Genomic DNA, 20,773 nt, shown 5'->3' with positions numbered 1-20,773 from the left:
TACATGAGTTGGTTTATTTTTAAACGTCTCACAAGTTTAATTCCAATTTTATTAGGAATTTCGCTCATCACTTTTATCTTGCTTCACTTAATTCCTGGAGATCCGGCAGTAGCTTACTTAAGGGCGTCACATATACCTCCTACGGATGAGACAGTGGCAGCCCTTCGAGTTGAGCTTGGATTAAACAAGCCTTTATATGTCCAGTATTTTGAGTGGCTGGGAAAAGTGTTGCAATTGGATTTAGGGATGTCTTATGTGTCCAATAACTCTGTATGGGAAGAAATTGTGGTACATTTCTTCCCAACAGTTCAATTAACAATTGCTTCGCTTATCTTTATTGTTTTTATTAGTTTACCCTTAGGAATGATTTCTGCTATTTACAAGGGGAAATTTGTTGATCAGTTTAGCAGAATACTAGCCTTTGTAAGTGTCTCTATGCCAACCTTTTGGCTTGGCTTTCTCTTGATCTATTTTTTATCAGTAAAGTTAGATTTATTTCCTGTATTGGGAAGGGGGACTTTGGCTCATCTAGTGCTTCCTTCCTTGACATTGGCTTTTGCGTATATAGGTACGTATATGCGATTGCTTCGGGCTAGCATGCTGGGAAATTTGAATGAGCCATTTGTTGTTTATGCTAGAGCGAGAGGGTTGCGTCAAAGACTAATCGTTATCAGGCATGTCTTAAAAAAGTCCTTACTACCTGTGGTAACTGGACTTGGCATGAGCTTCGGTAACATGCTAAGCGGAGCGGTTATTGTTGAAACAATTTTTGCTTGGCCCGGCATGGGACAGTTATTTGTCACATCTATATTAAATCAAGATTATCCGATGATTCAGGGGTGTGTATTATTTATGGGCGTGATCTTTGTGGTCTGTAATCTTCTTGTGGATCTTACATATTCTTTCCTGGATCCTCGTATACGCTGGGAGGGAGAGAAATAAGAGTGGTGCAAAACGTGAAACGAAAGCTGATGACACATAAGCTCATGATGATCAGCATCATGATTATTTCCTTCCTGACAGTATTGGCTCTTTTTGCTCCTTTTTTGGCTCCTAATGATCCGAACTTGATTGATATCGTTCAGAAGCTGCAAGGGCCCTCCTCTCAGTTTCCATTGGGGACTGATCATTTAGGGAGATGTATTTTGTCCCGATTAATCTATGGAACACGAACCTCGTTGGGAACAGCTTTCCTTGTCATGGGATTAATGATAATTATTAGTATCCCACTTGGTATTTATGCAGGCTTTATAGGGGGTAAGGTTGATTATCTCTTCATGAGAATGTGTGACATACTCATGGCATTCCCAAGCTTTCTTCTGTCCCTTGCTTTAGTCGGAATTTTAGGACCGAGTCTTGGCAATCTGATTTTGGCGATGGTGCTTGTCCAATGGGTTTTTTATGCACGCGTCATTCGAGGTATGGTACTTAGTGTAAAGGAGCAAAACTTTGTCTTAGCAGCCAAAATATGCGGGACACCAAGGAGTAGCATTATCATCAAACATATCTTACCTGCCATCATCTCTCAAGTTGTTGTATTAATCTTTATGGACATCGGAGGAGTTATTTTGGCAATTTCTGGTCTCTCTTTTCTAGGTCTTGGCATACAGCCTCCAGATGCAGAGTGGGGAATGATGATCAATGATAGTAAGCCATTTTTTAGAGAAACCCCTTCATTGATGCTGTACCCTGGGATGATGATCTTCATCGTTGTGATTGCTTTTAACTTGTTTGGCGAAGCTTTGAGGGATGCTCTAGACCTAAAAAAGGAATAGAAGGGAGGATGGAAGATGGGACAAGACCCCATTCTAACTGTAGACAAATTGAATGTTATTGTAACGACACCGTATGGAGTGACTCAAACTGTCCATGATGTCAGTTTTAAGCTGGAGGCTGGGAAAGTGTTGGGCCTTGTCGGAGAAAGTGGATCAGGGAAAACGATGACATGCATGTCTTTGTTAAATCTTTTACCTGAAAAGGCAAAGGTGGTACAAGGGAGTATCAAGTTTAAAAATATTGATCTTTTAAATGTTTCCACAGAAGACTTAAGGAAAGTACGGGGTAGTGAGATCGCTATGATTATGCAAAACCCTATGATCGCCTTTAATCCTGTGAGGACGATAGGGCGGCATTTTATTGAAACACTTAGAACTCATTTGCCCATAACGAAGCAGCAAGCGCGGAAAATGGCTGTGGAGTATTTAGAAAAAACGGACCTGCCTAATCCAGAGAATGTCTTGAAGCAATATCCGTTTCAGCTAAGCGGCGGGATGCTGCAACGGGTTATGATTGCGATTACCATGTCTTTAAGTCCATCTATCATCATTGCTGATGAGCCGACGACTGCACTTGATTCGACAAACCAACTCCAGGTTTTGAAACAGTTGGATAAGTTAAGGAAAGAATACAATACATGCATTTTATTAGTATCACATGATTTAGGGGTGATTGCTCAGTTAGCTGACGAAGTAGCTGTAATGTATGGCGGCTATATCGTTGAGAAAGCACCAGTGTTGAAGTTGTTAAATCGCCCAATGCACCCGTATACCAAAGTCTTGTTAGAATCCAGACTTGGATTAACAAGAAGAAAGATAAAGATTGAAAAACGTGCCAGCGTTTCGCGCCCCTATTTAATAAATAGTGAAAAAACATGCCCTTTTTTAGAACGATGTGAGGACGCAGATTATACATGTTCTAGTTATAATCTTGAATTTAAAGAGTATGAAAAAGACCATCTAGTACGATGTGTAAAATCAAGATAAAGAGTTAGGTGGATGAAGAGTGAGCTTGCTTGAGTTGAAAGGAATAAAGAAAACATACTTGTTGGGGAACCCTATTTTTGGGAAGCGTAAATCTGTTGAAGCCATTAAGAGCATCTCTCTAACTATGGAAGAAGGAGTATGTTTAGGCCTTGTTGGAGAAAGTGGATCTGGAAAGAGTACCCTGGGCAAAATTATTCTGGGACTGGAAAAGCCGGATCAGGGAGAGGTATGGTTTCAGGGGAAGAGCCTTTATTGTTTAAAGGCAAAAGAATTAAAGGAGTTACGGCGAAATCTGCAAGTTGTCTTTCAAGATTGTTATAGCGCTGTTAACCCAAGACTAACGGTAGGGGAGATCATTGCTGAGCCGTTAAGAAATTACGAAAGGCTTACGTCTGTTCAAGAGAAAAAGAAAGTACAGGAGCTTTTGGAGATCGTTGGGTTATGCCCGGAAGATATTCGTAAATACCCACACCAGTTCAGTGGAGGACAGCTACAAAGAATCAATATCGCAAGAGCGATTGCCTTAAAGCCAAAGTTAATTATTCTTGATGAGGCTGTAAGTGCTTTAGATGTTCTTGTTCAAGTACAAATATTAAATCTTTTGGCACAATTAAAAGAAGAGTTTCAACTTTCATATCTCTTTATTTCCCATGATTTACAGGCAGTCAATTACATCGCAGACCGTCTAGCGGTAATGTACAATGGTGAGGTTGTTGAATGGTTAGATGATTTGGAACAAATTGAACGATTAAAACATCCTGTTTCAAAAAAGTTATTGTCATCTGTGCTGCCTCCATATCCGGGAATATTGTGATGCGTTAATTATAGGTTTGTGATGTGGGAAATTAGGTTAGTAACGGAATATCTGAAAAATCAAGTGTTTAAGCTCCGGTGTAAAGCCATTCCATCTCTTATACTGGTACATCTATATGGGATTCCGTTCTCCGTTGTTTTTATCAATAATATAAGTGCCGATTTATTCTTTAATGGGGTCTAAAGTGAAAAACGCGATAGCGTATAATATCTGTGTTTTGTCGGCAGAATCTATCACCATCAAGTTAAAATTTTATGAAGACTATAAACCAGTACCTTATTCGAATAAAACAAAGCCACCTATCATTAGAAGGTGGCTAGAATTTTTTAGAGTTTTCTCCAATAATAAGTAACCACTATTAACAATCTTTATTCAAAAACAACAGCTTATTCGGTTTGGTATAACGGTACTTCATTAAAAACGTTCAGCAATATACTGTTCAGCTTTTTTTCAGTCTTTATATAAGGGGTCTCGGCAGTTTTTTTGCGGGAAAAATGCGCTAAGCAAATTCTAGAATAAAAAAGTGACATTTATTATACTTTAGGACCATTTTTTATGAAACAAAACTATTTTTCAACGTAATTATTCCTCAAAAACCTTTTTGCCTAAAACAAACCAGACATTATTGACGCCTTGTCCATTTATATCACCGGCCTGCTTATCTTTCACAAAGTAATAAAGTGGATGCCCTTTATAAGTTGTTTGCTTTTGTCCGTCATCTCTTATGATAGTATTAAACTCTTTTTTGTTGAATCCTTTAGCGGAGATAATGTTATCTGCATGGAAAGGTGGCCAAATTTCACTACATTGACCTTTGCAATTACTGACGGTAGAATCATCTTTTGTGAAATAATAAAGGGTCATTCCTTCTTGGTCTGCTAAATATGTCCCTACTTTGTCTGATCTTAGCCTTTTAAGCTTGTACTTTTTTGACTCATTCTGAATTATATCCGTGATGGAGAAGGTCTTAACATTCACACGTGCAATAGAGAGATCCCGATTTAATACATAAGCCCGGTCCCCGTCGTGGCTAAAGACAATTGCTTGTCTGGGTTCATTGAAACCGTCAATTGTTTTAACTACGCGGTGATCAGCGACATTGATTACGTCAATCGTATTGCAGCTTTATTACTTGCAAAAAGGAGCTTGTTATCAGGCGAAAGAGAAGCACCATATGGCTCACGACCCACTTTGATTTCACTCTTTATATTGCCGTCAAGTGTATCAACTGCGGAAATGCTGTTGCGTCCGCTGTTCGCGGCATACAATGTACCTCCATCAGCAGTGATCGAAATTCCGCGAATCATAGAGAAACCTGATATTTCACGAATGATTTTCTGTGTTGCGGCATCAACGATGGATACTTTATCTCCTTGAAAGTTCGTGACAAAGATGTATTTTCCATCTGGAGAGACTTTTATGCCTTGTCTTGGTTGGGCGAAACCGGTAATGACGGCCATCGGTTTTCGTTTTTCCAAATCCACGAAAGTGACAGAATTGTGTGCTTGATTGTTCACATACAATATCTTTCCATCAGGGCTGACAGCAGTCCCGAATGCACCTGGACCAACGACGACTTCATCTTTCAAGGTGAAGTTTTTTGTGCTGTAAAAACGAAGCGTACCGAGCGTGCTGTCTGAGACGACAAACTCGGAGCCGCCATCAATAAACACGATGTTTCTCGGTGAACCAAAGCCGTCGATCTTTTTGCGCAGCTTGCCTTTTGTAAGATCATAGACTAGGACGGATTGTTCACGGCTATCTGAGACAACTGCTATTTGCTCATCCGGACTTACGGCAAGGGAATTGTTGGTGATGTGGGTGTCAAAGCCTGTCTCTGACACTGGAATTTTACTTTTAGTAGAAGAAGCACCAATTACATTTGGTAGAATAACCACAGTTAGTAAGGCTATAATCCATACACTTATAAACTTCATTTTTTTCAACATTTCTTCACCCCGTGAAATTATTTTCTTGATAAATGTTAAAATACGATCCTTTAAGACTTAAGCCAGATTGATAAGCAGGAGAATTAAATATATGTCAATTTGCGACAGATTCTTAACCACCTTCCTTCGAAATTTTTTAATCGAGCTGTAATTTTGCTCCCTTTACTATAAATAAACGTATAGAGGAGGATATTGGTTTGATTATTATTAAAAAATTTATGATTCATGTTTAGAGTGAATTGTATTGGATCCAGTTTAATTGCGATTTTGATATGTTGATAGACTCTTTCAGGAAACGTTTTCTTCTACACTTATCTGGAAGGGGAAAATAAAGTCACGTACATTTGACCTAAAAATGATATGTGAGCCTGCAATTCTGGACATGGACTTAAGTTAATGTCATTAAGCGAAATAAAGAAAAGCAGAAAGCTCAGATTTTGTCGTTTGGGGTGCGAAAATGATTTGCAGATCGAGGGGAATGAAACTTCAAAGACGACAGTATCCTTCGGTTTTTGAGATACGATTATCACATAATATGAAGTATTAATAGATGCAACCTAATCGAACTGAAACCTATTTGTAACGATTAAATAAAGGATTTATAAAGAAAATTAGGAAAAAAGACTGTCAACTTATGTAGAATATTATGGAAATTGATTAATGAATGGTTAAGTCATATTGTTTTTTTGTTTATGGGGTTCCAAAGTCCCGTATCTAAATACCTGATTTAAAAATTAGTGATTTACATTCCTTAATATGTCTTTTAAAAAGTCCCCCTATACTAAAACCAGATTCAAAGAATTATATAGGAGGGGAAAGATCAATGAAGAATGAAAAAGCTATGGATGAATTGATTAAGAATTGGAGCGAAGAAAGCTTAGGCAAAAATATGGACCGCCGGAATTTTATTCAGGGAGCGAGTAAGCTTGCCGGACTTTCATTGGGTCTTGCCCTTGCGCAATCAATGGGAGGGATTGAGGTAAATGCTGCCCCAAAATTCAGCGATTATCCATTTACTCTTGGTGTATCATCTGGTGATCCACTCTCAGATAGTGTTGTTTTATGGACAAGGTTGGCTCCAGATCCGTTGAATGGCGGGGGAATGCCTCATGAAGCTGTTTCAGTTAAATGGGAAATTGCAAAGGATGAGCATTTTAGAAAAATTGTAAAGAATGGCAAGGAAATAGCCAGGCCAGAACTGGGTCACTCTGTCCATGTGGAAGTAAGCGGGTTAAAACCTGACAAGGTTTATTTTTACCGTTTTAAAAGTGGAGGGGAAGTAAGCCAGACAGGGAAAACGAAAACACTTCCGTTATTAGGTTCCAGTGTTTCTAGTCTGACATTCGCTTTTGTTTCATGCCAACAATTTGAACATGGCTATTATACAGCTTATAAACATTTGGCAAAAGAAGATCTTGATCTTGTCTTTCACCTTGGAGATTACATATATGAGTACGGTCCAAATGAATATGTTTCATCTACGGGTAATGTCCGTGTACATAACAGTCCGGAGATTATTACACTTGAGGACTATCGAAACAGATACGCTCAATACCGTTCTGATATACATTTAAAAGCAGCGCATGCTGCATTCCCATGGGTCGTGACATGGGATGACCATGAAGTTGAAAACAACTATGCAAATGTAATTCCGGAAAAGGGACAATCAGTGGAGGCATTTATCAAACGCAGGGCAGCTGCTTATCAGGCTTACTACGAGCATATGCCACTTCGTAAATCGTCATTGCCAAAGGGGGCTGATATGCGTTTATACCGGAATTTCTCATATGGTGACCTGGCTTCTTTCTTTGTACTTGATTCACGTCAATACCGTGATGATCAGGCAAACGGAGATGGTAGCTCACCGCAAACGCCAGAGTCTCTTGATCCGAAGCGTTCATTACTCGGACCAGAGCAGGAGCAGTGGCTAACTGAGAATCTTTCGAATTCAAAAACAAAGTGGAATGTGCTTCCTCAGCAGATATTCTTTGCACAGCGGAATTATGGAACACCTACTGCTCCAAAATATAGTATGGATTCTTGGGATGGTTATCCGGCTGCACGCGACCGTTTGATAGATGTAGTAAAAAGCAAAAACATTGAAAATCTGGTCGTATTGACCGGTGATGTACATGCTAGCTGGGCTTCCAATTTAAAAACTGATTTCAATGATCCAAACTCAAAGACTTTCGGTGTGGAATTTGTCGGTACATCCATCACATCTGGTGGAAACGGGGCAGACAAACGAGCAGATACTGACAAAATATTAAGCCAAAATCCACATATTAAATTCTTCAATGATTACCGTGGGTACGTCCGATGCAAGGTAACACCAGAGCAATGGAGGGCGGATTACCGTGTGGTTCCATTCGTAACAGAGCCTGGGGCAGATATTTCAACAAGAGCATCCTTTGTTTTTGATAAAGATCAAGCTGGACTCAGAAAAGTATCATCAGCCATAGTTGCTGAAGGAGTTCAAAAAACTAATGAAGTCGAAGAAGATCGTACGCGCGCCCATAATCGTGCACATGAAAAACAAAGGGTGAACAAGCGGGGGAAAGTCACTAATTAATAGTTATCCAGAGTGATACTTGAAGGTTAATAATAGTTAACATATATAAAATGGAAAAGTATCTAAAAAGGAGTGGGTCTGAGAATGCTTTCAAATATCGGAATTCCTGGGTTGGTCATCGTGCTCGTTATTGCTCTAATCATTTTTGGACCCTCCAAGCTGCCGGAAATCGGTCGGGCTTTTGGACGCACTTTATCAGAATTCAAAGGTGCAACCAAAGGATTAGTATCTGATTCAGATAAAGAGGAAGAAAAAGAGAATAATTCTGAAGTGACAGCTGTTAAAAAAGAGGGATAAATAGGAATGATGAGATAGCGGGCGGGGAGACTCGTCTGCTTCTTTGTATGTCGTCAATATTGTAATAGTTGTTGCCAATAAGTTCAAAAGAAATTCAGACTAGACGGAGCTTAAATAGTATTTCCGTGTTTTTTTTTCTTCAAGCTATATTATAAAATTCTTGCCACCACTCGGGGGCTATTGGTTTGTACGCAAAGTGACCAAAAAAGGAGGAGCAAATATGGAAAGCAAGGATTCGCACGTTATTGAGCATATGGAGGAACTCCGAAGCAGAATTATAAAAACTCTGATAGGTTTTGTTGCTTTCTTCATATTGAGTTTCATATTCGTACAGGATATATATGAACTGCTTATTAAGGATTTAGAAGGAAAACTTGCAGTTCTCGGTCCAAGTGAGATCCTGTGGGTCTATATGATTATCGCTGCTGTATGTGCAATAGCTGCAACTATTCCGCTAGCTGCATTTCAGGTATGGCGCTTTGTAGCACCTGCATTGAAACCTGAGGAGAGGAAGGTTACATTTCGTTTTATCCCTGGGTTATTCATCTTATTTATCATAGGAATCTCTTTTGGATATTTTGTGTTATTTCCTATTGTTTTAGGGTTTCTGACTTCACTTTCCGCTGGGCAGTTCGAGATGATGTTTACTGCGGAAAAATATTTTCGGTTTATGATTAACTTGATTTTACCATTTGGTATTTTATTTGAAATGCCGCTTGTGGTCATGTTCCTAACAAGATTAGGAATATTAAATCCTACAAGGCTGAAAAAGTCACGTAAGATTTCTTATTTTGCCCTGGTTATCGTATCAATCCTGATTACGCCCCCGGATTTAATTTCGGACATTTTGGTTATTGTCCCTTTGCTTGTTCTTTATGAAGTTAGTGTACAGCTGTCTAATATTGTTTATCGAAAAAGGCTTTTAAGAGAGCAATCAGCGTTTCCTGTTACATGACAGGGAAATTCAGCACGTCCATTATTGAATGGATCATCTTATTCCCATAGTCTCTTAAACCAGCAGGGGAATTCCTAGCTTCTTAGGAAACAGAAGCTAAACCAGAACCTGTTGGTGCAGGTGGCTTGGGCCTGCCTAATATGGAGGAATGGGCAGCATGATGTAAGGCTATTAAGCCATGCATCGGAGAAATAGTTAAGACTAATTCTCCCCGGTTTTTCACTTATTTTGTCAAGTTGTCATGTTAATAATTTATATCAATAGCAAAAACCACTTCCTATCATTATCATTAGGGAGTGGTTTTTTTGTAGGGATCAACTATTTGTTGTGAGTGCATCAACTCTAGTTCTTCAATAAATAAAGATAAAGTAGGATTCTTATTTATTTTCTTCCAAGAAGCCAAAACATCAAATTTAAGATTGTCTCCTTCAATGTCAATAAAACGAAGTGTAGGAGGAGCGTATAGCTGTAGATATTTCGGAAGAATGGTAATGCCGATATCTGAATCCACCATCATGTACACTGCTTCAATCCGTGAAGCTGTGCTAACCAAGTTTGGAGAGAAACCATGATTGGCACATGCAGCCAGCAATAAATCAAAACCTGGAGGAGCTTCATGCCTGTCCAGCATGACAAAAGGTTCATGGGCTAATTCCGAAATGTTGATACTCGCTCTATTCGCAAGGGGGTGGTCTTGATTTAGGATAATACAATGGGATTGAGGCCATAAAGTTTTGTATTCCAGTCCACCAATACTTTGTAACCCAAGTGAAAGTGTGAAAGCTATGTCTAGTTCATCGGATTTTAATTTCTCAATCATTTGCCCAACTTGATAATAGCTCAACCTTATTTTTACATTTGGGTGTTTGCGTCTGAATTTTCGAATCAAAAGGGGCAAAAATTCTCTCACGGGTATGCTCAATAATCCTATATTAAGTGTCCCAATTAACCCTTCCTCAGCTTGCTGGACATTTTCAATCGACTCTTCAAGCTTCTTTATGATCTCCTTTGCATCTTTCAAAAAAACAGCTCCAGCGTTGGTCAATTGAACGGAATGTTTATCTCGAAGGAAAAGTTTTACACCTAATTTTTTTTCTAAAAGGGCGATCTGTTGACTCACAGCAGGTTGTGCTACAAACAATTCCTTTGATGCTACCGTGAAATTTAAGTGTTCAGCAACTGCAATAAAATAACGCAATGGACGAATGTCCATCCCCAATCTCCCCTGTACTACTTGAAAATTCATAAGATTATGAATTTATTATAATTGGAATCTGAAAAATAAACAAACGTTATAAGGAAAAGGTTATTACCATGATTATTTTTTGATATTTCCAAAAATAAGAGGTTTTATATATATTTTAGTTATGGAAGAACAAGACGAAAGCTCGATACCTGAGTATGAAGTGGGAGTAAACATGAAACGAGCAATAAGGCATTCATGGATGCTAGCTTACTTTCCTGAAGATACCCAGAGTGAAGTATGGGAGAAAAATCTTGATGCCACGATTGCTTCTTTTTTTGCTCCGTTTCCAAATTCAAAAAACATGGAAAACCGTTGTGCAAAGGGGAACCGGAAGCATTACATTTTTACTTAAAAATGTATACGTTTCCAAACATCGAACAGTTGATATGGCTGCTCGGGTTGCAGAAGTTTCGGCTTTATTAGCAGCAGTTGAAGCTGTTTTATCGGAAAAGAAAGCGATGTTTAAGTGATTCTCTTTTCAACTAAATCACCGCCTTCGACACCTCTAAGGTGAAGAACTATTAAATGATAGGAGGTTTTACAATGCTAGATAATTTACAAGAAAAAAGTTCAGGCGTTGTTCGTACTGTTCTTGGACTAGTGCCTGCTCAAGAACTAGGTGTTGTGCTTATTCATGAATCACTTCTTTCTGTGATGCCTGGTGCGGAGTATGCACCAGAGATCGATATGGATAGAAGTAAGATATTTGAGGAATTAAAGCGTGAGCTTACTGAATTTCGTAGACTTGGTGGAAAAACAATTGTAGATCGTAGCGGTATGTTCCACGGTCGTGACGTAAAGCTTTATGAAACTCTTTCTAGAACAACAGGTATACATATCGTAGCGTCAACAGGTTTAGGACCTGAGCCGATGTTAAGTGGATACTTTGTTACACCACAAAAGAATCCGCCTACACCATGGTCAGCAGAACAATTTGCTGATTTGTTCGCAAAAGAGGTGACAGAAGGAATCGTTGTACCACGTATTGAACGTTCAAGTTCAGCAGGATTAGTGACGTCAATCGCAAGTCAAAGTGGTATTACAGAAAAAGAAATTAATCTTTTCCGTGGATCTGCACAAGCAGCTCTCGCAACAGGAGTACCTGTATCAGTTCAATACGGCGCGGATGCTGTAAATGATCTAGAAATTTTATTAGGTGAAGGCATTGCACCAAACCGTGTCATCATCGGAGGGCTTGACCGTCTAGATGCTGTCCGCCGTAAAGAAGCATTCGCTGTTGCGCGTTACGGTGCCATGGTGGCATTAGACCATGTTGGTTGGGCTACAAACGAAGGCTACGTGAACGATGAAGAACGTGCAAAGTTAATTTTAGCGTTATTTAAAGAAGGTTTTGGTGATTGTGTCCTAATTTCAACAAATGCAATTGGCGTTGCAAAAGGTCATGATGCAAAAGAGCTTGGTTTCGATTACTTACTAACAAAATTTGTTCCAACCCTACGTAGAGTAGGTGTAACTGATGAACAAATTCGCATTTTATTAGAAGAAAACCCACAACGTGTAATTACTGTTGATGCTTCAGCAGCTACAGAAAAAGAATCTGTTATGGTAACAGAGCAAAACTAAACGTGAGGAGTGAATAAAGGATGGGTAAGGTAAATACGATTTTAGGGCCAATCGCGACGGAAGACTTAGGGATTACGGCAATGCACGAGCATGTTGGATTCGGTCTACCTGGATGTGACCTAGATACACAATGGTGGAAAAAACCTGAAGAAGCGTTTGATGTTACAGTACAAAAGTTACGTCGCTTCCGTGAACACGGCGGTAAAACATTCGTAGACTGTACAGGGATTGGAAACGGACGCGATGTCGAATATTTCCAAGTGCTTTCACGAAAAACAGGGGTCAATATTATTGCTGTTACAGGCTTTGTAGCAGGTGACTCAGCTCTACCATATTTCCGTAACAAACCAGTCGAATATCTTACGGATTTATTCATCCATGAAATTACAGTTGGTATTGACGGCACGAGCGCAAAAGCTGGCGCTATTAAAGTAGGGGTAAGTCGCGGTGGTAAACTAAGCGAACTTGATAAACGCATTTACCGTGCAGCTGCACGTGCAGCATTACAAACGGGTGTCCCAATTATTACACATTTATGCGTAGATGCTGAATCTGCAATTGCAATCTTCGATGAAGAAGGCTTACCACTTGATCGCGTACTTATGGGGCATGCTGATGATGGCGGATATCTCGATGAAGACCGTGATACGATGATTGCAGAATTAGGTGGATGGGTAGGCTTCGATACAATTGGCTATGACAGTGAGATGGAAAGTTCACCATATTGGTCACGTCCTCGTCAAGATCGTGTTGAGCATTTCCTTCGTTTCCTTAATAAAGGTTTTGTTGACCGTGCACTTATTTCAGCTGATGCCAACTGCTGTGCTCTTGGCTGGCCAGGATTAAAAGGACATTCAGTAAACTACCTGTTTGAAGAATTCTTACCAGATCTTCGTAAAGCGGGTGTTGGTGAAGAAATATTTGAACAACTTTTAGTACACAATCCTGCGAAAATCCTAACTATGCAAAAACCTCGTTCATTCGTGAAAACGGTAGTGTTAACACAAAAGGCCTAAGAAGGGCAGTTTCTGCTTCTGATTCTAGAAGCCTACACTCCACTTTAATTACTCGCCTTGATCTGTGAAAAGTGACGAGATATGATTTCGGAAAATAGTTGAACAACATAGCGGGAGGATAACGAATATGAGTATTAAAGGATTGGCCTATATTGCAGGGGCGTTCGAGCACCCACTGCGTAAGGCTCCGAATAAATCCGTTGCTGCTTTACATGCAGAATGTGCGAAAGGTGCATTAGAAGATGCTGGACTAGCATTTGCAGATGTAGACGGATATTTTTGTGCCGGTGACGCTCCGGGTGGTGTGCTGTCTATGGTCGATTATTTAGGTCTCAATGTACGGCATGTAGATGGTACAGACACTGGCGGGTCATCGTACATTGCCCATGTTTCCCATGCTGCACATGCAATCGCAGCTGGAAAATGTAATGTTGCATTAATTACAATGGCGGGTCGTCCACGTTCAGAGGGCAGAAGTGGTGTCAAACAGAAGATCGTTGGTGCAAATGTTCCAGATACACCGTTTGAGCTTCCTTTTGGACCGACTGCTGTCAATGAGTACGCGATGGCTACAATGCGTCATATGCATGAATATGGCACGACGAGTGAACAATTAGCATGGGTCAAAGTCGCAGCTTCACATCATGCCAGGCATAATTCAAACGCAATGCTGCGTGATTTAGTGACGGTTCAGGACGTACTTGAGTCCCCTATAATTGCTGATCCATTACATAAACTGGATTGCTGTGTAGTAAGTGACGGTGGCGGTGCTTTAGTTGTCGTAAAACCCGAGATTGCCAAAAGTCTGAAGCGTCCACTTGTCCGAGTGATGGGTTGTGGCGAAGCACCTAAAGGATTACTTGGCGGCAAAACGGATCTTACGTATACAGGCGCTATTTGGTCAGGGCCTAGAGCCTTTGAGGAGGCTGGGGTTACACCTCAAGATATTAAGTATGCGTCCATTTATGATAGCTTCACAATTACGGTGTTAATGCAACTTGAAGACTTAGGTTTTTGTGAAAAAGGCGAGGGTGGAAAATTCGTCGCTGATGGGAACCTGATTTCAGGAGTAGGTAAGCTCCCAATCAATACGGATGGTGGCGGGTTAAATAACAATCACCCAGCAAGCCGAGGTGGCATCATTAAAGTGATAGAGGCTGTCCGTCAGCTACGTGGCGAAGCACACCCGCAAGTGCAGGTGGAAAATTGTGACATTGCGTTAGCTCATGGTACTGGTGGCGGACTATCAAGCCGTCACGGTAGTGCAACACTGATCATGGAGAGGGTGTAGTAGAATGGGAACTCAATATCAAGATAGAACGATGGCGATCCCTGAGATTCATCCAGAACACAAGGAATATTGGGATGCTGCTGCAGAAGGAAAGCTTCTGATAAAGCAGTGCGATTCTTGTGGTGAGTATCATTATTATCCACGTGTGTTATGCCCATATTGTATGACCGAGAAAACGACATGGAAAGAAGCAAATGGCACTGGTAGTATCTACACTTATAGTGTGATGCGACGAGGAGTGTCATATGCCATCGCCTTCGTTGAGCTCGATGAAGGTCCAAAAATGATGACAAATATCGTCGATTGTGACCTAGATACGGTGCATATCAATCAAAAGGTAAAAGTGGTATTCAAGCAAAGTGGCGATGAAGATAATCCAGGTTCTTTTGTACCGTGCTTCACACCTGCCTGAGGATTTTAATGAATAGGCTTTGCTACTTCGCTTTATTAGAACATAGGCGGATGTAATGAATAATAAAAAATCTGATTATTGTGAACATTTTCAATTTCCTATTGATTGAACTGTCACTATACAGATTCAAAAAATACTTAGAAAGACTAAGAAGAGGAGCGAATTTAAATGATTATCACTAAGGGCGTACGCATTAAAATGCGTGACGGCGTGCATATCGCTGCAGATATTTACCGTCCTGAAGGCACAGAAAAAGTACCAGCATTACTTGCTCTTAGCCCATACGGTAAAGAATTACAAGCGCAAGCGCTAACATTACCTCCACAAGCACGTCCAAGTCATCTATGGAACGGAGCGATTGAAGCAGGTGACATTCGTGAAGTCGTATCACGAGGCTATGCTCATATTATCGCAGACATACGTGGTACAGGTGGTTCTGAAGGTCAAATGTGCGGTAATTATAATTCTGGTGGTCATGGAGATGGAAAAGATATCTATGACATCGTGGAATGGATGGCTGAGCAAGATTGGTGTGACGGAAATATCGGGATGATCGGTATTTCATACTTTGCATCTGTTCAAATTTTAGGTGCAGCGGAGCAACCACCACATTTAAAAGCAATCTTTGCGAACGGTGGTCACTTCGATCTGTATGAGCTTTGTTATCACGGCGGTATCATGTGGTTAATGCCACGTGCTTCTCGTGAAGGACGCGGCGGCGATAGTGGTAATGCATTCAATAACGTTGCAAGTAAGAGCTCGAAAGTATTCACTCCAGGAGAGCTTAAAGAAAAAACGCAAGAACGCTTAAACGATCCAGATATCGCACATTGGTCAGATTTCGTTCACCTTTTACATTATCAAGATCGGCACGAATTGTGGATAGATTACTTATTAAATCCACTTGATGGCCCATTCTGGCAAAAAGATAGCGCATTAGAAGTAGCCCATAAAGTAGAAATCCCAACTTACTTCCAAGCAAAATGGGGTCGCGGTTGGAACGTTGAAGGCACAATCGAATGCTTCCACAAAGTATCAGGCATTAAAAAGCTTGATGTCCAAGCGCTTCCACCAATGTTAGAGCGTCCATTCCATGAAAGCCATGATGAAATGTTCCGCTGGTATGATTACTGGTTAAAAGGCATTGACAATGGCATTATGGACGAACCCACAGTGCAGTTCTCTGTAGAAGGTTCTTACAAATGGCGTAAAGAAGATCACTGGCCATTGCTATATGAAGAAAAGAAAGAGTTCTACTTACGCCCTCGCCATAAAATTAGCGAGAAACCGGAGCCATTAACATCTGAATATGCACATCCAGATGGCTTCTACCAAGCGCCATTAACAGTAACAACAACATCCGAGACGATTAAATGGACGAGTGATAAATTCCTAAAGCCTGCAGAAATGACAGGTACAGGGGCATTATATATCCATGTAGAAATCGATACAGATGATACAAACTTCATTGCGAAGCTTTATGAGGTAGATCCAGGTGGCAAACGTACGTTAATGACATCAGGTTATTTAAAAGCATCTCATCGGGAACTAAATGAAGAAAAATCAACATACGGTGAGCCTTGGCATCCACACAACCGTGTGGTACCAGTACCACCTGGTGAAATTATCGAGTATGCGATTCGGTTATATCCATTCTCATTCTTAATTAAACCAGGACATCGTATTGAACTAGAGCTTGCATGTAACGAACCACTTGATGGAGAAGATGCAAAATTATTACCACCAGATAGCTACCACTTACCGTGTGGACGTGCGACAGCGCACAAAATCTATCGTGATGCAGAGCACCCATCACGTTTAGTATTACCGGTAATTCCTAAAGAATTTGACGTTACAAACAAATTAACGAAATAATGGTGTGCTGAATTGACTGCATCTCCTGCTAAAGAACATCCACAGCACCTCTTCTTAAATATAAGGCGTTGTAGTCATAAACTGAATTATAGGGGTGAAAAACATGACAAATTCAGTACGTGTTATACCGATCGAATGTAAATTTGGTCGAACATCTGCGTATGCCTACTATATCGACGCACCGGAGCCTGCACTTATTGATACAGGAATTGCATCATCAGCTTCACAGGAAATTGAGACAGTTCTTGCCGAGCATGGCCTACGAATTGAGGATATACGCTGGATTCTTCTGACTCACGGGCACGTTGACCATCTTGGTGGTGCCCGAGCGATATGGGAGAAAACAAGGGGGTGCGCAGAAGTTGTGATCCCTCAGAAGGAAGCATATTTACTACGTAATCGTAGTGCACACATTACAGATTACAAACAGCTTCAAGGACAATACTTGGATACGGAAACGCAGGAAAAGCATACAGCCATCCTGCTCAACGATATCGGAGAAGATCTGGAGCCAACAGTAGAGGTTGTTGGTGGCGATCGCTTATTACTTGGTGGTGATGTGTCGATTACGGTAGTGGAAACGCCAGGACACTCTATCGGATCGGTGACATTTGTCCTTGATGGCATGAACTGGGCTTTTGCAGCCGACGCTGTGCAAATGTATGGTGGGGCGCAAAGTAGGATTCCTACAATTGAACACCCTGCTCACTATCGCCAAAGCTTACAGCATCTTCTCGAAGAAGTGCGTCCGAAGCGCTTGTACTTAGGACATCATTTTAGGAACGCAAACGGAGCGATTGTCAATCCACAGGTAGATGGAGATGAGGTTGCTGCTGTGCTTCGAGCAAGTCTAGAAATGGATACGAAGCTGGCTGACGTTGTTCAGCGACATTTATCGATAGATGCACAGTTCACTGGAAATGATGGACTATATGGACCGTTTGGATCTATTGCTGATGAGATTGGCTATACAGGGGATCCACGGAACTTACCTTGCGCGTACTTTGTAACGATGCATGGTTATAAAGAAGAACTTATTGTTGCACATAAATGAGAGGGGGGAAATCTAAATGATCCAGAAGAAGTTTGAAAATGCAGCAAAAGCCGTTGCAGATATGCAGGATGGAGCAACGTTGCTCGTTGGCGGATTTGGGGGAAGCGGATTACCGTCATATCTTGTTGCCGCCCTTGTGGAGCAGGGAGCTAAGGATCTTACGGTAGTATCAAATAATATTGGCGCAGTTAGCGACGGTGTGGCAGCGCTTATTAGCAACAATCAAGTACGAAAAATTATCTGCTCTTTCCCTGTTGGTCCACACGCTGATGATCTGATTGAGCGTCTCAAAAAAGGAACTATAGAATTAGAAATTGCCCCTCAAGGAACATTAGCGGAGCGAATCCGTGCAGGTGGAGCAGGAGTCCCAGCCTTTTACACTCCAACAGGGGCCCACACCGAACTTGGAGAAGGTAAGGAAACGCGTACATTCGATGGCCAAATGCACCTCTTAGAGCATGCAATCAAAGGCGATTACGCTTTTATTAAAGCACATCGGGCTGACCGTTGGGGCAATCTTGTTTACCGGAAGACACAGCGCAACTTTAACCCTGTGATGGCGACAGCGGCAAAAACAACAATTGCTGAAGTAAACGAAATTGTAGAAGTCGGAGAAATCGATCCAGAAACAATCGTAACATCGAGTGTCTTCGTACATCGTTTAGTGCAAGCTGAAGCGCAACATGAAGGGAAGGTGTTAGTGAATGAGTAAAGACCAACAACAAGTAATTGGATGGACAATGCCTGAATTGGCTTCTCGAGTAGCGATGGATCTAGAAGATGGATGGTTCGTGAATTTAGGGATTGGTTTACCGACGCTTGTAGCCGATTTCATTCCTGAAGGTCGAGAAATCATTTTCCATAGTGAGAATGGTCTTCTTGGATTAGGTCCAAAACCTGAACCTGGTGAAGAAGATATGGACCTCGTGAATGCCGGAAAAGAACCAATTACATTAAGACCGGGTGGTTCCTATTTCTCGCAGTCAGAATCATTTGCAATGATCCGTGGCGGTCACCTTGATGCAGCAGTACTTGGGGCATTCCAGGTCTCTAAGTACGGTGATCTTGCGAGTTGGAAACTCCCTAACGCTACTCTTGGACGTGTAGGAGGAGCCATGGACCTGACTGTTGGCAGCAAGCGTGTTTTCCTCTTTATGCAACATACTACAAATAAAGGAGAGGCGAAAATCGTTGAGGAATGTTCGTTTCCACTGACTGCGCCTCGCTGTGTAAATCGTATCTATACAAACCTTGCGGTAATCGATGTGACAGATGATGGCCTTGTCGTACGGGAACTCGCTCCTGGCGTTACATTCGAATACGTGCAGGAATGTACTGCTGCTCCTCTTAAGCTACATGCGTCCAGCGACATGCAATCAGAGGCTCTCGAATTGCAACAATGACTAGGTACACCATAAAACATACAATTGACCGTAGCTAAAAGTAAACAATCCAGGAATGTCAGGTAGCGGATAAACTCTTTGGTTCGGGATGGAATTTTGGAGTTTGTCTTGCTTTAGGAAATTCCAAGCAATTGGGGAGTAGGCCGGTTATTTAAGATTCAAGCGTGTATCTACTATATTATGCTGGGGGTTTGGGATGGCTAAAATAAATATTACCGACGTCGTTAATGAAGGTAAATTTAATCGCTTTCATTTGAGGTTATTGATTTGTTGTTGCATCATTATTGTTTTTGATATGTTCGACCTTGTTATATATGGTTCTGTAATACCTATCCTTATGAAGGAATGGTCCATATCACCTGTTCAAGCAGGAGCCATTGGTAGCTACGGATTTTTCGGAATGATGCTAGGGGCCATATTCTTTGGAGTTTTGGCTGATAAATTTGGAAGAAAAAATATCCTTATTTTAAGTGTGGTCCTATTTAGTATCTTTACGTTTTTATGTGCATTCGCACCTGGTCCATTAATGTTTTCTATTTTCCGATTTATTGCTGGAATCGGGATTGGCGGTGTCCTACCAAATGTGATTGCCATCATGACCGATTACGCACCGAAACACTTGCATAACACCATGGTATCAATCGTGATGTGTGCCTTTTCTGTAGGTGGTATTTTGGCAGGTCTTGTAGGTATTTACTTTATACCTCTTATGGGGTGGAAAAGTGTTTACTGGGTAGCAGCGATTCCACTTTTGCTCATTCCTTTTGTGGTCAAGTATTTTCATGATTCACCTGCTATTCTTTTGGTGAAAGGCCGAATAGACGAACTTCGTTTGGTTCTTTCAAAAGTTAATGACAAAGTATCCTTAACATCAGATATGGAGTTTGTAATAAGTACAGAAACAGAAAAAAATCCTAGTTCTCTTGTGATTGCATTGTTTAAAAATAATCGCGCACTTGGTACGGTAATGATTTGGGTTGCCTTTTTTATGTGTTTGTTAATGATTAATGGGATCAGTACTTGGCTTCCTAATTTGATGTTTAGTGCTGGCTATGCTCTTAGTTCAAGTTTATCCTTTATGATTGTTTTAAATATCGGTGCTATTGTTGGAACGTTAATCCTTGGAGGTCTTGCAGATAAATATGGAGTTAAGAAGGTGCTCGTTCCGATGTTTATAATGGCAGCGGTTTCCTTGACGCTTCTTGGTTTTAAAACTAACATGACTATTCTCTATTTAATAGTTTTTATTGTTGGCGCATGTACAATGGGGGCTCAAAATATTTCATACGCTTTTGTATCACAATACTATCCTTCATTAATTCGCTCAACTGCCATAGGTTTTGCTTCGGGAATTGGAAGAATTGGTGGGATTATAGGGCCGGCATTTGGAGGCTTCCTAGTTTCACTTAATTTATCTGCGCAAATGAATTTTCTTTCGTTTGCAATTCCAGGTATTATAGCGGCTATTGCTTTTTCATTGGTTCCTTTAAGGCATGCTTATGACAAAAAAACAAAAGAAATCGATATTGCATAGGAGGGGAAT

At 40.8% G+C, this 20,773-nt stretch carries 20 protein-coding genes; 17 read left to right on the top strand and 3 right to left on the bottom strand.

From position 1 onward, the window contains the following. The first annotated feature begins 3 nt into the window (after positions 1 to 3). Genes nikB through nikE form a run of 4 tightly spaced genes read left to right on the top strand, consistent with a single transcriptional unit; the run spans position 4 to position 3,576 of the window. Positions 4 to 942, top strand: a complete 939-nt coding sequence (nikB, locus tag JFU50_RS26380) for a nickel ABC transporter permease (RefSeq protein ID WP_201180925.1) — start codon at positions 4 to 6, stop codon at positions 940 to 942. Positions 943 to 944: 2 nt separating this feature from the next. Further along, the gene (gene nikC / locus JFU50_RS26375; protein ID WP_201224827.1) at positions 945 to 1,775 is read left to right on the top strand and encodes a nickel transporter permease; all 831 of its coding nucleotides are present in this window, start codon (positions 945 to 947) and stop codon (positions 1,773 to 1,775) included. 15 nt (positions 1,776 to 1,790) lie between these two features. Continuing rightward, positions 1,791 to 2,762: an ABC transporter ATP-binding protein gene (locus JFU50_RS26370; protein ID WP_201224826.1), complete on the top strand. Its 972-nt coding sequence runs from the start codon at positions 1,791 to 1,793 to the stop codon at positions 2,760 to 2,762. A gap of 19 nt (positions 2,763 to 2,781) precedes the next feature. Then, positions 2,782 to 3,576, top strand: a complete 795-nt coding sequence (nikE, locus tag JFU50_RS26365) for a nickel import ATP-binding protein NikE (RefSeq protein ID WP_201224825.1) — start codon at positions 2,782 to 2,784, stop codon at positions 3,574 to 3,576. Between the two features lie 582 nt (positions 3,577 to 4,158). Here the strand turns inward: nikE and JFU50_RS26360 are convergent. Further along, on the bottom strand, positions 4,159 to 4,554 hold the full coding sequence (locus JFU50_RS26360; protein WP_342366328.1) for a COG4315 family predicted lipoprotein: 396 nt from the start codon (positions 4,552 to 4,554) through the stop codon (positions 4,159 to 4,161). 125 nt (positions 4,555 to 4,679) lie between these two features. Then, positions 4,680 to 5,525: a beta-propeller fold lactonase family protein gene (locus JFU50_RS26355; RefSeq protein WP_242489106.1), complete on the bottom strand. Its 846-nt coding sequence runs from the start codon at positions 5,523 to 5,525 to the stop codon at positions 4,680 to 4,682. An 823-nt stretch (positions 5,526 to 6,348) separates the two neighbouring features. On the opposite strand from JFU50_RS26355, the gene JFU50_RS26350 reads away from it, so the two are divergent. The 3 genes from JFU50_RS26350 to tatC all read left to right on the top strand — a co-directional run bounded on the left by JFU50_RS26350 (position 6,349) and on the right by tatC (position 9,349). After that, positions 6,349 to 8,097, top strand: coding sequence for an alkaline phosphatase D family protein (locus tag JFU50_RS26350; protein WP_201224824.1), 1,749 nt, complete (start codon positions 6,349 to 6,351; stop codon positions 8,095 to 8,097). Positions 8,098 to 8,181: 84 nt separating this feature from the next. After that, positions 8,182 to 8,394 carry a twin-arginine translocase TatA/TatE family subunit gene (locus tag JFU50_RS26345; protein ID WP_201224823.1) on the top strand — a complete coding sequence of 71 codons (213 nt, stop codon included), beginning with the start codon at positions 8,182 to 8,184 and terminating at the stop codon, positions 8,392 to 8,394. Between the two features lie 220 nt (positions 8,395 to 8,614). Further along, positions 8,615 to 9,349, top strand: coding sequence for a twin-arginine translocase subunit TatC (gene tatC / locus JFU50_RS26340; protein ID WP_201224822.1), 735 nt, complete (start codon positions 8,615 to 8,617; stop codon positions 9,347 to 9,349). Positions 9,350 to 9,638: 289 nt separating this feature from the next. Here the strand turns inward: tatC and JFU50_RS26335 are convergent, their stop codons facing one another. Then, positions 9,639 to 10,562 (bottom strand): LysR family transcriptional regulator, encoded by a 924-nt coding sequence (locus tag JFU50_RS26335; protein ID WP_201224821.1) that lies wholly within the window; start codon positions 10,560 to 10,562, stop codon positions 9,639 to 9,641. 287 nt (positions 10,563 to 10,849) lie between these two features. On the opposite strand from JFU50_RS26335, the gene JFU50_RS26330 reads away from it, so the two are divergent. The 10 genes from JFU50_RS26330 to JFU50_RS26285 all read left to right on the top strand — a co-directional run bounded on the left by JFU50_RS26330 (position 10,850) and on the right by JFU50_RS26285 (position 20,764). Next, positions 10,850 to 11,065, top strand: coding sequence for a hypothetical protein (locus JFU50_RS26330; protein ID WP_201224820.1), 216 nt, complete (start codon positions 10,850 to 10,852; stop codon positions 11,063 to 11,065). Between the two features lie 73 nt (positions 11,066 to 11,138). Further along, positions 11,139 to 12,179, top strand: coding sequence for a phosphotriesterase family protein (locus JFU50_RS26325; protein WP_201224819.1), 1,041 nt, complete (start codon positions 11,139 to 11,141; stop codon positions 12,177 to 12,179). Between the two features lie 20 nt (positions 12,180 to 12,199). After that, the gene (locus JFU50_RS26320; RefSeq protein WP_201224818.1) at positions 12,200 to 13,195 is read left to right on the top strand and encodes a phosphotriesterase family protein; all 996 of its coding nucleotides are present in this window, start codon (positions 12,200 to 12,202) and stop codon (positions 13,193 to 13,195) included. A gap of 127 nt (positions 13,196 to 13,322) precedes the next feature. Beyond that, a complete protein-coding gene (locus JFU50_RS26315; RefSeq protein ID WP_201224817.1) occupies positions 13,323 to 14,486 on the top strand; it encodes a thiolase domain-containing protein in 1,164 nt (387 codons plus the stop codon). A 31-nt stretch (positions 14,487 to 14,517) separates the two neighbouring features. Next, entirely contained in the window at positions 14,518 to 14,898 is a 381-nt protein-coding gene (locus tag JFU50_RS26310) for a Zn-ribbon domain-containing OB-fold protein (protein WP_236694892.1), read from the top strand. 168 nt (positions 14,899 to 15,066) lie between these two features. Continuing rightward, positions 15,067 to 16,773, top strand: a complete 1,707-nt coding sequence (locus JFU50_RS26305) for a CocE/NonD family hydrolase (protein WP_201224816.1) — start codon at positions 15,067 to 15,069, stop codon at positions 16,771 to 16,773. Between the two features lie 103 nt (positions 16,774 to 16,876). Beyond that, positions 16,877 to 17,827 (top strand): MBL fold metallo-hydrolase, encoded by a 951-nt coding sequence (locus JFU50_RS26300; protein WP_201224815.1) that lies wholly within the window; start codon positions 16,877 to 16,879, stop codon positions 17,825 to 17,827. A gap of 16 nt (positions 17,828 to 17,843) precedes the next feature. Further along, the gene (locus JFU50_RS26295; protein ID WP_201224814.1) at positions 17,844 to 18,539 is read left to right on the top strand and encodes a 3-oxoacid CoA-transferase subunit A; all 696 of its coding nucleotides are present in this window, start codon (positions 17,844 to 17,846) and stop codon (positions 18,537 to 18,539) included. Then, positions 18,532 to 19,230 carry a 3-oxoacid CoA-transferase subunit B gene (locus JFU50_RS26290; protein ID WP_201224813.1) on the top strand — a complete coding sequence of 233 codons (699 nt, stop codon included), beginning with the start codon at positions 18,532 to 18,534 and terminating at the stop codon, positions 19,228 to 19,230. The genes JFU50_RS26295 and JFU50_RS26290 overlap by 8 nt, the downstream gene beginning before the upstream one ends. A gap of 196 nt (positions 19,231 to 19,426) precedes the next feature. Beyond that, positions 19,427 to 20,764, top strand: a complete 1,338-nt coding sequence (locus JFU50_RS26285; protein ID WP_201224812.1) for an MFS transporter — start codon at positions 19,427 to 19,429, stop codon at positions 20,762 to 20,764. The last annotated feature ends 9 nt before the right edge of the window (positions 20,765 to 20,773 follow it).

The sequence above is a fragment of the Peribacillus sp. TH14 genome (assembly GCF_016651145.1).
Classification (GTDB): Bacteria; Bacillota; Bacilli; order Bacillales; family DSM-1321; genus Peribacillus; species Peribacillus butanolivorans.
Note: the sequence above shows the minus strand (reverse complement) of the source record. Positions and strands in the feature narration are given on the sequence as shown.